This window comes from Rhodohalobacter sp. 8-1 (assembly GCF_038150125.1).
Lineage (GTDB): Bacteria > Bacteroidota > Rhodothermia > Balneolales > Balneolaceae > SW132.
In genome coordinates, this window is the sequence record NZ_JBBVMF010000004.1 from 278,833 (window position 1) to 291,756 (window position 12,924).

Here is a 12,924-nt window from a genome sequence, read left to right on the forward strand (position 1 = left end):
TACTGGTTCCATGATTTAATGTATAAAAAATTGGCCTTGATTTGGAAAGTTTTAAGGTTTTCTTCCCATCAATGGTAAAACCGGTTAAATGCTGAGCCGTTATTCGGCATAAAGTGACCGAAAATAATTTCGGTAGGTCATTTCACTTTCAGGGAACAGCTCATTGAACCCTTCATCGTTGATAGCCCCGTGCTGAAACCGCCGTTTTGGAAACACCGGCATATCAAATCCGGTAACAGCTTTTATGCCCCGCTGAACCACATCACCTTTTAGTGCATAAAGTTCCTCGTGCTTCCAGTCAGTCAGTTTTATGAACGGGATGCCTTCCGATACCTCAATCACGTTCGGCAGCGTGTAGGGGCTGAATCCTTTGAACCCGTATTTTTTAGCCGGCGCATATGTTCTGATGTGACCTCTGCTTTGACCGCCGGAGTAGGTGAGGGAATGCTTGATTTTATCCACGCCCCAGCCTTCGTGATAGAGCAGCGGATTTCCAAGAACGCTTCGAATGGTCAGTTCCGGATTATCCTCGATTGGATAGGATTTCATGTTTTCATCGCCTCCGTCACCATCAACCAGCCAAAGCCAGTTCGGGTATTTTTCACGAATTTTTTTGATGAGTGTCAGCCCCATTGTTGCCGCTTCCACATCGCGCTGTTTGTAGTCTTCGATCACCCGAATAGTTTCTTTGTAATCCAGCTCGGATTTATCTGCTTCAATGACTTCAAGGAAGATGGAGAGATCCAACTTGTCGAGAAATTCAAACGCCTGGTCGGCATCGGCTGCGTCACCCACTTTTAACGTGAACGCTTTCAGACGTGATGGATTCATCCCAAGTTCAAGCATTTGATGGTAGAGAGACAGAAAGACAGACCCGCTGTCGATGCCGCCGGAAAACATCACGCCGATGGGTTCATTATCCGGTAAAGTTTGCAGCCATTTGCGGCATTCTTTATTGAGAGCGCTAATATACCGTTCTCCGATTGCATCTAAATCTGCATCAAGAACGTTTCGCTCGGGTTCAAAAAAGCGATTAAACTGAGGGTTAGGGTCAGGGCATCCTATAACATCAAGCCGCACAAGATAGTGGGCAGGTACCATTCGCGTATAATCCGGTCTGAATTGATCTCCAAAACCAAGCTTTTTGAGATAGTTATGAATTTCATCAATCCGTTCAGCCACAATTAAAAGCGGTCCTGATACCTGTTTAGCCATAAAATAGCGCATTGGACGCCCAATGGAACGTGCGAGATAGACTTGCTGTCCTGATTTGTGAACAATGGCAAATGAACCTTCAATCTCCCGTACTTTTGCTGGATCACCGGAGGCAATACGCTCTTCGGCTTCTTCAGTAGTCATATTAAAAATCTGGTTCTCGGACGGATCGATGAGGCTGACAAAATCGTGAAGTTTTTTTTCGACGTGGGGCATAGTGGCAATAATGTTTTGTGGCTGGAAATCGTTAATTGAGTCAAATATAATGAAAAGATTGGAATCTCTCGCGAGCGTTTAGCAAGGAGTGGCTGCGAGCCGGGGGACTATTGATTACAAGTCTACATAACTCGTCATAAGAAAAGGACAATCGTCAGACGAAATTTCGATCTCCACTTAAATTCAGTAATCTATTAAATCTGCCTTATATTTGTCTGCACATGGAAAAATCAATTCATAACATCTCAATATTTGTCAAAGAATAATAAAAAATGGGTAACGCTCGACCGGGAGAAAAACGAGCATACCCGCCGTCTTAAGCAAAGCCTTAACAAAGTAAAGTGGTCGCACGCGCTGATGCAGATTTTCTGGACGGCCGGCCCTGTAACCACACTTGGCCTCATTGGCGGATACTACATCGGGTACGGGACGATGCCGTCGCTTCAGCTCTTAATCTATTTCGTCAGCTTTACGGTTTTTTCCGGGTTGATTGGCCTCGCAGCCAAGGTCGTATATGATGGCACGCAAGGGCACCTTGAGGAACAGGCCGAAAAAGACATTCAGCGGGTGACCGGCAAACTCGCTGACCTTATACTTATAGCAAGAGACAAAGTTGTTCAGGGATATGAGGGAGAAGCACGCCAGCGGGAGGCAGCGCTACAGCTATTGCGGCGAGTAGATCTTACGCCGTACGGTGTGACAATAGCATTTTCGGATCTGACGGGAGACCGGGAAATTGGTGAAATTATGGGGCAGATTCATGCATATCGCCGAATTGGACTGCAAACAAAAGTGCGGGAACTCTATGCAGCCTACCGGCAGAAAATAGACAAGATTGCAAAGTCGCTTGAAGAAACATCACCGGAAGCTGCACGTGAATTAAAGCAATGGTTTACGGGAAATACATCAGGCCAGCTAAAATACGGCGTACCCCGGGAAAAATACTTTATTCAGCGGGTAATGTCGGCCATTGAGAATAACAATCCATATATCATGACCTTCAGAGACGTGGAGGAGATGATGATACTGGCTTTTGAATTGATAAGCGGCAGGGAGATACCTATGCTTATCTTTTCCTATTCGGGCCGATGGAAATATGCCAGCAGACTGGATGATCTTGAGAAAAAAAGGAGCCGCTACCGTGTAGCACAGGCGCGGGGCGGTAACCGGATTCGTGCTCTTGCATCCTACCTTGTGGAAACAAATATTGCAAGCACAGTGGAGTTGCCGGAGGGCATAGATATTAATGAGCTTGTTCAGAAAGTAACAAAAATCATGGACAGGCTCGCGCTCCATCTTAGAAAGGCTAGCCGGAATGGTTCATCTACAAAGAAAGAGTTAATGAGGCTTACCGACATAATGACAAACGGTCTGGAACTGTATCAAATGGCCCACGATGGTTATCGCGATTCGAGGAAACGGCATAAAGAATTGATGGAGGCGATGGCCAAGTGGAAAAAACTGACAACAGATGAGTCACTCGAATCAGGGCTCTTTTCCAAAGGAAAAAGAAGCAAAGGTATTCGAATTAAAGAGAGCCTTATTGTGCTTACAGAAGAAGCACGGCTCGACGTTTGCAGGCATTTGTCCTGGTATTTTGAGAAAGAGGATATAAAAACGAAAAGTCATTCACTTTTTTCCTCTTTCAGCAATAGGGGGGCAATGTCGGCGAGGCGGCTTGCGGTTGAAATCGCGGTAGCACTAGAGCCTCACATTCATCTTTCAAAACCGGAAATTCAGCGAAATATAAACGCTACCAAAGCGATTTATTTGGGGGGTCTTTCTCCGGATCTTAGCTCTGTTCAAAAACAGGAATTGGGCGAAAAAATGGCGAAGGAAGCAGATAGCGGTCTCGGAATTGCGGCTATTCGTCTGGCAGAAACTCTTGTTTGGCAGTATCATGTGGACCTGTCTGACGAAGCTGTTGAATTTTTAAGATATAATTACGGCGCCGGCCGCCAGACGCTGGAGAGAATAGCCAATAAGAAGCAGGTATTAAAGATCAGACAAGAAACAAATGTATCCATACCGCCGATGCCGGAAGAAACTAAAAGCGAGTGGCAAAAGGCACTATCCCAAATTAAAAAACGTATCTCGCATCTCTGAGTCGGTCATACATTCCCAATAGTCAGATAGATCCAGAGGGTATAATAAGGAGTGGTAAGTCGGAGTAAACCACTATTTCGTCGGTGTGATTTTTCTTGAAGAGCTTCTGTAAAACTGTCCTTTTATATCGATTAAATACGAGGGCTGCATTCTTTTGGCGGTCAACGTATTCAGCGATACCATGCAGAAGACTATCACCATTTATAATTTCTATCATCAGAGAATCATCTCCGGCTTCATCACGCAGAATTTCCGTAAATCCTAAATGTCGAATTCTTTCATCAAAATCGAACTCTTCTGATATGTGAATCAAATCTACGGATGCATCAATAAGGCTGGCCATTGATGATGTAAATTTAAAATGTGCCGGATCGTTGATTCTGAAATCTGTTGTAAAAATCAGGGACGAGATCACCGGGTCTTCATCTGCTGCAGGAATTAAAAAAAGCGGTACAGTCAGGTCGTGTGCGATGGTCTCACTTACACTTCCCAGTACGGTTCGCGACAATTTACTTTGGCCGCGACTCCCCATCACAACCATGTCAGCTCCTTCTCTGTCAATACAGTTAAGAATTTCTACAGACGTGCGGCCATGTCTGATCTGACTGGTGATATCAATATCAGTACCAAACTCGGCAATCAGATTTTTCATGCGGCTTAAGGCATTTTTTTCCATCATATCGAGCATTCCTTCAACGGCGGTAGCAAAATTGTAGGGAGGCTCAACAACATGGAAAAGCGTCATTTTAGCGTTTGATTTTTTGGCGAGATGCGTTGCAAACCGAAAAGCACGGTTTGAAAATGCTGAAAAATCAGTAGGAACCAGAATATGAGTTATAGCCTGTTTCATAGGTCCGGGATTTATTGTTTTTGTTTATCGAAAAGTTTTGAGTCTGGCCGAATGGTTAACACCGTCTTTTCTGTATTCAATGCTACTTTTTCGGCGTGTGACCCCAATAGCATATGAGCCAGCCCGCTGCGGCCGTGTGTTGTCATCACAACCATATCGGCAAATTTGTTGGCGTAAGTAGTAATTTCATGATGTGCTGAATATCCTGTTAGAGCCTCAAAAGAGATGCCTATTTCTTCGTTGTTGTACACAAGTCCAGTAAGTCCGAGCTCCCCGGAATCGATCACATGTAGTCCCTGAGGTTTCATTGTGTCAATAAAATCCATCAGCCGCTCCATCAGATATTCAGAAAACCGGCCGCTCTGTACATCATCCGCCTTATCTGGAACTTTTCTGTTGAATATCTCCATTCGTTCATGGACATAAAGGAAAGTGATTGAAGCATTATAAAGAGATGCGATAAGTGCCGCCGCCGGCACTGCAGCCATCGACAGTATCGATCCGTCTACAGGCACAATGATACGCCCTGACTTAAGTGTGTCGGGATGGTTATACACGCTTAGTACCGGAACTTGTGATGTTCTCAGGACCCGCTCTGTAGTGCTTCCCCTGAACATATCGGATTCATCTTTACCTTTGGCGCTCATGACTACAAGGGAGTAGTTGCCCTGCCAGGCTTGATCCGTAATAAGAGCCGCCGGGGACCGGTCGACTTTTACGAAAATGTCGCCCCGGTTTTTGTGTTGAAAATGGGTTCTGGCAAGTGAGTTTAATTTCAGCTCCGCCTCGTTAAATATGAGAGGATAAATATCATTATCCACCTCCTCATTGTCTTTTGCTGTTTCTCTTAACTGTTCGTTCATCAGAATGCTATTGGGAATCACGTGCAGCAAATCAACAACACCACCAGTAGCTGCTGCCAGATTTTCAGCAAACTGGCAGGCGTTTTCAGAATAGTCTGAGTAGTCAGTCGGCACGAGTATGCGGTCGATAGTAGCCATTGTGTCCGGAATTAAATTTATACCTGCAGTGCCGGGAAAACTATAACGTGTCTAGCGTAATACCTATTAAATCAATTAACTGTATACAGGCGTCTTCTTTTGTTTCCCCATAAGCTGACAAAGTGTTCCCATTTATATTCTGAGCTACAGCAATAAGTTGTCCGCGATGGTCATCAAATTCAATGTTTTTGACTTTATATCCATAATAGCCGTGCTTCAGAAGCAGGTTTATTCGTTCTTTTTCCAGATAATCCGGTTGGTCTGAATATATATGATCGGAATACATAACTGCCTCCATGTTTTTGTTTTTAAAGTTGCAGATTTATATTGGGAACTAGTTTTGACATATTCCCTCTAATCGATCTATTTATATATACGTTTTTATATCAATATTTGGTATAGCTAAATAAGAGTAGACCATGTGGGGGAATTTCTTACATCTTATCTGAAGGGATTGGACCAAAGCTATCTACTCAGGGGAGGGGTAAAAAGGGAGCCGAAGCTCCTCTTAGGAAAAATTTAAAATAAATGTGTTTAAAAAGGACCCTAATTTAATGGGCAGCCAAGTATAAGTTCAACCTTACTATTCTCACTATCAGTAAAGGTCCCGGCCATGGTGATGTCCGCGATTAATGTAAACCCACCAGACACATCAAGGTTCTGGAAGGTTTAGAATCGGTTCTTAATTCCGTTACCATCAGCTGATACAGAAAACGGCTGAGCCATAGCTGATCCCGATAGAGTTACCGTGGTACCGGCATCACGGGCTGCTACCCAGAGTTCTGCATGGTCGACATCTCCAATGGAGCAGTTTGCGGGCATGTTGTCTGAAAGATTCTCATAGATTACATAGTCTCCTCCGACCGATGCGCTTAATTCGTTGGCTCGGGCGTTGTAGGCAAAATCAATAGGGGTGGTTCTGTTTTGTGTAAACGTGGCATCTTTCTGTTCTCGGTTTGCTTCTACGCCAAGGTCGCCCACACCAAGATAAATTTCATGCTGAGCGGCCGATGAGGTTAGATTTCTGAAGCGGACATCAAATTCTTCCTTTTTATAACCTTGGCCGGGTATAATGATAATCTGGTGCTGTGCATCATCAATCTGAGCATAGTAAGCCTGGTTGCCTGGTTGAGATGGATCTAAAGACGATTTGTTATCTTTCACATCATTCATAATAGTATCGATCAGATCCTGGTCAAAACCGCCATCACGCACATAGCTTAGAAGCTGATTAAGAGGAATCTCATTCATATCAAATTTCTTATGATCCATAATAGACCAGAGTGCAATTTGTACCTCCAGCCCGGTCAGGTCATCATTTTTCTCGGAATAGCGATCTACATTATTAACCAGGTAATTGACTCCCTGCCAATATGCTTCGCTTTTAATGTCGTGAAGTCTGACGTTTCCATAGGAACCGTTTGATGAATTTATGGGCGTATCCCAAGTGCACAAAACGCGGCATGTTCACCCGCTACAATTCCTGATATCTCTTCCATACCTTCAATACTGATGGTGAAATTGGATGTTTTACGGTTTTTATTGACGGTTGCAACAATCTGTTCTGCTCTCTCAATAAGATTTAGATCGGGGATATCAGCCAGTGAGTCTTCAAGTCAATCTGCGCTGTTTGATGATTCACAAGCCATTAAGCCCGCAGCCATGATAAAAAGAAGAGGCAGGGCCCGCCGCAGCAGATGATTGGCAGTCATAATGTTTTCTGTTTTCTTAATAGTGTTTACCCGAAAGCTAAACCTGTAACCAGGTCTAATGTTATCACTTAAAATAGGTGGGGTTCAGAAAACTTGAAATTAGGAAATTTAAATAGAAGGGAAAACGTAGCTATACGATAGTTAGAAAGTACGGTTCTTGTTGATCGGTGTGGGTATGGGGTGGAATATTATTTAGAGATATTTTTGACGGTTATATTCTTGTCAATTATTTTGTAAGGGTTTAAATGGGAAAGATACTCCTGATATTAGCTTTTGAACCAGACCCTGTCCCGGGGCAGGGTCGTATTGTTGACTTCAAAATACCAGTGTAGATTGGAATTGTATTTTTCAAGAATAAAAGGATATTTATTTTTACCCACACCTATCAACATAGAGCCGAAAGTGCTTTAAGAAAATATATTGATTGGAATAACAAAACTTGAGAGCTGTATGTATCACCAACTAAAGAATAGCAGCGTGTAGCTTTCCTGTTATTGAGTTATAAATGAATAACAATCAGGTACTTCCAAGCCCCCCTTCAAATATTAAGAAACTTGCTAATATCAAGATCAAGGCTGGTAGCGTATTCTTTCAACAGGTTTTGTTTGTAGGCTAAAAGATTTGGATTTTCATCCGCAACGATCTCACCAATAATTCGATTGCTGAATAAAAAGGTACTCACCTCTTTTCCATAATCTGCCTCAATTTTCTCTTTGATGGGATTAAAGAACTCATTTTTGGCAAGATTTACTTTCTCGCGCTGACGGCGTTGGTCCATACGTTCTTCAGGCGAGGGCGGGGTATCTGCTGATTCTGAATCAGATAGTCCCAGCTCATCTGCTTCTTGTTCGGCTTGATCAAGAACAATTTGAAGCTTCTCTTTTATTTTTTCGTTTCTTAGCCTGCGATGAATCCCGCGGGTATTTGTCCAGTTATCCAACTCATTAGTATTCCGCGCAATCTCCATCATAATCTCTTTTTTTATGACTTTGAATGATGGCCGATTCAGGCTTTCAGATAGCTGTTCCCGGGTTTCCATCAACCGAATATAAAGATGCCATTCGCGTTCTGAGAAATTTCTTTTGTTCTTATATTTAACAACACCGTTACTCTCGATCGCTGAATAATCTTCCAGAAGCGCAGCTTGGTTTTCCTGATCAATCCAGTCTGCAATTTTTTTCTGAGCAGCCTCTTTTCTCAGGTAATCATGTAGCTGGAAGAGGTACACTACATCCTCCGACGCATATTGAACCTGTTGCTTCGATAGTGGCCGGTCGTACCAGTTACTCATTTGTGACGATTTCCCGGTCTCAATATCGAGGATATTTTTGAGGTGGTTGGTGAGTGATGCGGGTGAGTAGTTCAGGAGGCTGATGGCGTTGTCCAGATCGTAAACGTTTTTGGGAAAACAGCCAATTGAGTGCAGAAGGCGAAGGTCTTCACCAAACGCAAAAGCAACCTTCTCGATAGTGTCACTTTCCAGAACCGGGAAAATTGTTTCAATATTGAGGTCACTGCTCAGCGGATCAATCAGGTAGCAGCTCGTTCCGTCATAAATCTGCAACAGGCAGAGGTTGAATCCATAGCGATAATAGTTCTTATCGAACTCAAGGTCGATGGCAATTCTGTCTTGTACTTTAAGGTTCTGATAAATAGAATTGAGCTCTTGCTGCTGATCTATAATTTTGTCAGTCATGTAATTTAGTTGGTTTAAAGAATCGATAAAAGGTATGCAGAACTGAGGTTTTTTTAAAAGGGAGATGAAAATTTCGGGTTGCAGAACGTTCTGATTTTTAGCACAGCTGATTTAGTTACCTTAAATTATCCACAGAGAAACGCTATTATTAAAGTATATATTATTATTCTTCAAGATGTACAAAAAGTGAAAGTACTTACCTATTAATGAAACTATCAGTTTACCAGCTCATTTTAGTCGGGCTTCTGACGTTAATGACAGGATGTTTCGGCCACGATTCAAGCCGGAATAACGAACCGGCAAATACCAGGCAGATTATTTTTGAAGATGACTCTGTTCTCCCTGGAATAGTATTTGATAAACAGGTTGTTTTTATGGACAGCCTCTACCTCGATAACATTCACGATATTGCCGTAGATCGCAATGGAATCGTGTTTTTGTCAGGCGAAAAGTGGAATCACATGCGCATTCACCGCTTTTTAGCTGATGGAGACTATGCCGGACACATTGGGCAGCTTGGCAATACACCGGGGTCTTTCCAAGAAGCCGATCGATTGCAGGTGTCAGACTCTGCACTGTGGGTGTCGGACCCGGAATTGCGTCGAATAAGTAAATTTGATCCATCGACCGGGGATTTTATGGAAGCTGTTGATATCGATACTCTGTACACCCGAAGCGATTTTGCTGCAGATCTTGCACAAACTGACATCACCCCCGTGGGCCTGCTTGATGGGAGTCGTATACTATTGATAGAGTCAGGTAAACGTAATCCGGCCTATCAGCCTGAATGGCAAATTCAATATACATCTCTCACTCTAAATGAAAACGGTCAGCCAGAGATAACGCGTCTCTTCAAAGGGATGGCACAACGGTATATGGTGGGTGACTATGCTGGACGCCCAGCCGCTTTTACTCTCTCCATCAATGAGCAGCCTTTTATCGATTTTAAGCCGAACGGACTACTTTACGCTGCAAATTCGTCTGATTTTTATGTGAGGGTATATTCGCAGGAGGGAGGTTTGCTCAGAACATACGCTTATCCTTATGAGCGCCTCGAGCTAAATCCTGATGACGATATATTTCCATCCTATACATATAATCGGCAGCTATTAATGGTTCGCGAAAGTGCTGAGTATCCAAAATTCTGGCCGGCGCTTTATCATATGCTTCTGGATGATGAGAAACGGATTTGGGTATCAACAGTGGTTGAAGACAGAGAGATGTCGGAGTGGTTTGTGATTGATGACCGCAGCCAGGAGCTGATTGCCCGCTTTATGTGGCCGGTTGATAAACCGATACGTTTGGTAAAAAACGGAACTGCTTATACCATCGAGAAAAATTCTGCCGGGTTTGAGGTTGTAGCAGCTTATAATATTTCGTTTCAATAAAAGTCATACAAATTTGTGGTTGATTCATTCGATGACTAAACCACATTTCAACACTGGCAAAACACAATTAAAAGTACTCTCATTTGCTTCAAAGTACATTCTTAAGATCAACCAAAAGATGCCACATCCAGATATACCGGTTTCTCGACAGAAAAATTAAACCCGGATTATCACGTGTCTTGTTTTACGGTATTAGAATATCACATTTTTTGACACTTATGAGTGAATTACGTCGCTATTAGAACGAGAAAGTCATTGCAGCATATGAAATTGCGGTCACTGAACCGGCCCAACAGCTCTATAGCTGCAATTCAAAATATCATCTAAAAACTAATTCTATAAGCGTAAGTAATATGCAAAAACATTTACAGATTCTCTTTTGTACACTTATCTACTTTGCCCTTTTAATAACTACACTTCATGCACAAGACTGGAAACCCGCTCACGGGTCAGTAACTGTAAGCTCACTTAATGACGTTCAGTTTGTAACCGACCAAATCGTTTATGCAACAGGCAATTCAGGCACCGTCATCAAAAGTACCGACGGTGGTGAAACCTGGAGTGATATATCATTTGGTGAATCACGGAATTTTTTAAGTCTTCATTTTTTCGATGAAAATACCGGCTATGTTGGCGGCCCTTTTAATACAGGCGGGGGCGGCAGTTCCGAGATGCTTGCAAAAACGACCGATGGTGGTGCAAACTGGGAGGTGTTGTCTTCATTTGATTTTGATGACTTCAACGACATGGAGTTTTTGGACTCTCAAACCGGGTGGGTCGCTTCTGCTGACGGGAATATATTGCATACCACAGACGGAGGAGACAGCTGGATCTCACGCAGTGCCGGATCAGAAAACCTGTTCGACTTCCATGTTCAAAATGACAGCACTTACTGGGTAGCCGGGGAATACGGAAGTTTGTATAGTTCAGTGGATTCGGGAGATACATGGAACCTGGCTGTTGATATTGATACGCTTGGCCTCACCAGGTATTCTGATAGCTTTTATGGTGTTGAATTCTTGAATGAGAATGTAGGTTTTGCAGTTGGGCAGACCTATGATGACGGCGATATCGCGTTTGTGCTGAAAACGACAGATGGCGGTGATAACTGGACCCGGGTGACGACACATAGTTTCGAATATGTGGTCCGGGATATTGATATTGGCGAAAACGGAGAGATTATTTTAGCTGGTGGTAAAGAACAATATGGTGAAACAGAATCCAATGCTATTTATATTTCAGAAGATGCGGGAGACACCTGGAGCGTGATCTCAGATGCCGGCGGCCCCCTTCAGTGGAGCGCTGTGGACCGGGTTGGGGATCAATGGATCGCCGTTGGATATACCGGCGCAATAACGCTATTTACCCCGGCAAGTAATGCACTTGAAGAATCGATAATAACAGGATTAGATATAACTGATGTTGAGTTTTATGATGAAAACCTGGGGGTAATTGCAACAGGAGGCAAAGTTCAGGGAAGCCTAATCGTCACAAAAGATGGAGGAGAAACCTGGAACCGTGCGCTTACCCTGGACGGCCGTAAGGATTTTAGTTCAGTTAGTTTTGCTGATGAAAACAACGTTTGGGCCGTTGGCACAGACCACTGGACCGGTGATTCTGTATGGCTGATTTATTACTCGCCCGATGGCGGTGATTCGTGGGTTAATTTAGAGTTGGACTTTCCGGTTTGGGAGCAACAGGATGACATACAGAACGTTCAATTCCTAAATTCTCAAACAGGATATATCAAAGCGGGAGAGAAATTTTTAAAGACAACCAATGGTGGCGGATCCTGGTTCGAGCTTGAGGTCACAGGTGATTATTCCAACAACGATTTTCATACGTTTCAATTTATTGATGAAAATAGTGGCTGGCTGGTTGGGAATGATGAGATAGCGGCTACAACAGATGGGGGAGCCAGCTGGACCATCCAATATGAGCAGGATAGCCAGAGCAATGAAATCAATGAACTCCACTTCTTTGATGCATCCACCGGCTATGCTGCAATGGACCGGGGCGACATGATGAAAACAGATGACGGAGGTACGACCTGGAATAATCTATCGACTGGAATTTATTATGACCTTGCGGATCTTGAATTTGTTACTGCTGACAGTGGTTTTGTTGCGGGACGCGGAGGTATATTTTTGACGACCACTGATGGCGGCAACAGCTTCACTACAGAAATATATGGGCAAGAAACAAACGAGGATATTTATAGCATCGACATGCTGGACAGTCAAAAGGGCTGGATGGCTGGTGAAAATGGGTACTTTGTTACAACAAATAATGGGGGTGGGATCGCTACCTCAATTGATGAACATGTAGTTCAGACACTTCCTTCGGATATTAAACTCGGGCAGAATTATCCGAATCCGTTTAACCCCACGACGAATATATCCTATGAAGTACCTGTGCGCAGTAAGGTTACTCTTGAGGTGTACAATATGCTGGGACAGAAGGTCGCTACGCTTGTAAATAATGAATCAAAAGCGGCAGGGCACCATACTGTCAGCTTTGATGCGGGCAATCTTGCATCGGGAATCTACCTGTACAGGCTGAATGCAGGCGGGCAAATGATGTCGCGTCAGCTATCGCTTATCAAATAAATGATGAAAAGCTTTTTTTGTAAATCGAGATTTGGGCGTGTTGAATAAAGAAATAATTGAGAATGTATTCAATAATTCATTGTCAGAACATTCTGTTATTCAACGCGCCTTTTTATTTACATCAAAACAAA

General features: G+C 43.3%; 9 protein-coding genes. 3 read left to right on the forward strand and 6 right to left on the reverse strand.

Features of this window, described 5'->3' with window-relative positions:
• Window positions 1–99: 99 nt before the first annotated feature.
• Window positions 100–1,431: an asparagine synthase-related protein gene (locus AABW11_RS05790; RefSeq protein WP_340103843.1), complete on the reverse strand. Its 1,332-nt coding sequence runs from the start codon at window positions 1,429–1,431 to the stop codon at window positions 100–102.
• Window positions 1,432–1,683: 252 nt separating this feature from the next.
• On the opposite strand from AABW11_RS05790, the gene AABW11_RS05795 reads away from it, so the two are divergent.
• The gene (locus AABW11_RS05795) at window positions 1,684–3,537 is read left to right on the forward strand and encodes a hypothetical protein (RefSeq protein ID WP_340103844.1); all 1,854 of its coding nucleotides are present in this window, start codon (window positions 1,684–1,686) and stop codon (window positions 3,535–3,537) included.
• Between the two features lie 22 nt (window positions 3,538–3,559).
• Here AABW11_RS05795 and AABW11_RS05800 read toward each other — a convergent pair whose 3' ends face one another.
• The 5 genes from AABW11_RS05800 to AABW11_RS05820 all read right to left on the reverse strand — a co-directional run bounded on the left by AABW11_RS05800 (window position 3,560) and on the right by AABW11_RS05820 (window position 8,796).
• A complete protein-coding gene (locus AABW11_RS05800; RefSeq protein WP_340103845.1) occupies window positions 3,560–4,387 on the reverse strand; it encodes a universal stress protein in 828 nt (275 codons plus the stop codon).
• An 11-nt stretch (window positions 4,388–4,398) separates the two neighbouring features.
• Window positions 4,399–5,388, reverse strand: a complete 990-nt coding sequence (locus AABW11_RS05805) for a universal stress protein (protein WP_340103846.1) — start codon at window positions 5,386–5,388, stop codon at window positions 4,399–4,401.
• Between the two features lie 40 nt (window positions 5,389–5,428).
• A complete protein-coding gene (locus tag AABW11_RS05810) occupies window positions 5,429–5,674 on the reverse strand; it encodes a hypothetical protein (RefSeq protein WP_340103847.1) in 246 nt (81 codons plus the stop codon).
• A gap of 383 nt (window positions 5,675–6,057) precedes the next feature.
• Window positions 6,058–6,843 (reverse strand): hypothetical protein, encoded by a 786-nt coding sequence (locus AABW11_RS05815; protein WP_340103848.1) that lies wholly within the window; start codon window positions 6,841–6,843, stop codon window positions 6,058–6,060.
• Between the two features lie 795 nt (window positions 6,844–7,638).
• A complete protein-coding gene (locus AABW11_RS05820) occupies window positions 7,639–8,796 on the reverse strand; it encodes a hypothetical protein (protein ID WP_340103849.1) in 1,158 nt (385 codons plus the stop codon).
• Between the two features lie 206 nt (window positions 8,797–9,002).
• Here AABW11_RS05820 and AABW11_RS05825 point away from each other — a divergent pair, with 206 nt between their 5' ends.
• Both AABW11_RS05825 and AABW11_RS05830 read left to right on the forward strand, forming a co-directional pair.
• A complete protein-coding gene (locus AABW11_RS05825; protein ID WP_340103850.1) occupies window positions 9,003–10,184 on the forward strand; it encodes a hypothetical protein in 1,182 nt (393 codons plus the stop codon).
• Window positions 10,185–10,537: 353 nt separating this feature from the next.
• A complete protein-coding gene (locus AABW11_RS05830) occupies window positions 10,538–12,793 on the forward strand; it encodes a T9SS type A sorting domain-containing protein (protein WP_340103851.1) in 2,256 nt (751 codons plus the stop codon).
• The last annotated feature ends 131 nt before the right edge of the window (window positions 12,794–12,924 follow it).

Coding starts and splice junctions, on each gene's coding strand:
- AABW11_RS05790 (WP_340103843.1), bottom strand. CDS start 1,431: ATGCCCCACGTCGAAAAAAAACTTCACGATTTTGTCAGCCTCATCGAT.
- AABW11_RS05800 (WP_340103845.1), bottom strand. CDS start 4,387: ATGAAACAGGCTATAACTCATATTCTGGTTCCTACTGATTTTTCAGCA.
- AABW11_RS05805 (WP_340103846.1), bottom strand. CDS start 5,388: ATGGCTACTATCGACCGCATACTCGTGCCGACTGACTACTCAGACTAT.
- AABW11_RS05810 (WP_340103847.1), bottom strand. CDS start 5,674: ATGTATTCCGATCATATATATTCAGACCAACCGGATTATCTGGAAAAA.
- AABW11_RS05820 (WP_340103849.1), bottom strand. CDS start 8,796: ATGACTGACAAAATTATAGATCAGCAGCAAGAGCTCAATTCTATTTAT.
- AABW11_RS05825 (WP_340103850.1), top strand. CDS start 9,003: ATGAAACTATCAGTTTACCAGCTCATTTTAGTCGGGCTTCTGACGTTA.
- AABW11_RS05830 (WP_340103851.1), top strand. CDS start 10,538: ATGCAAAAACATTTACAGATTCTCTTTTGTACACTTATCTACTTTGCC.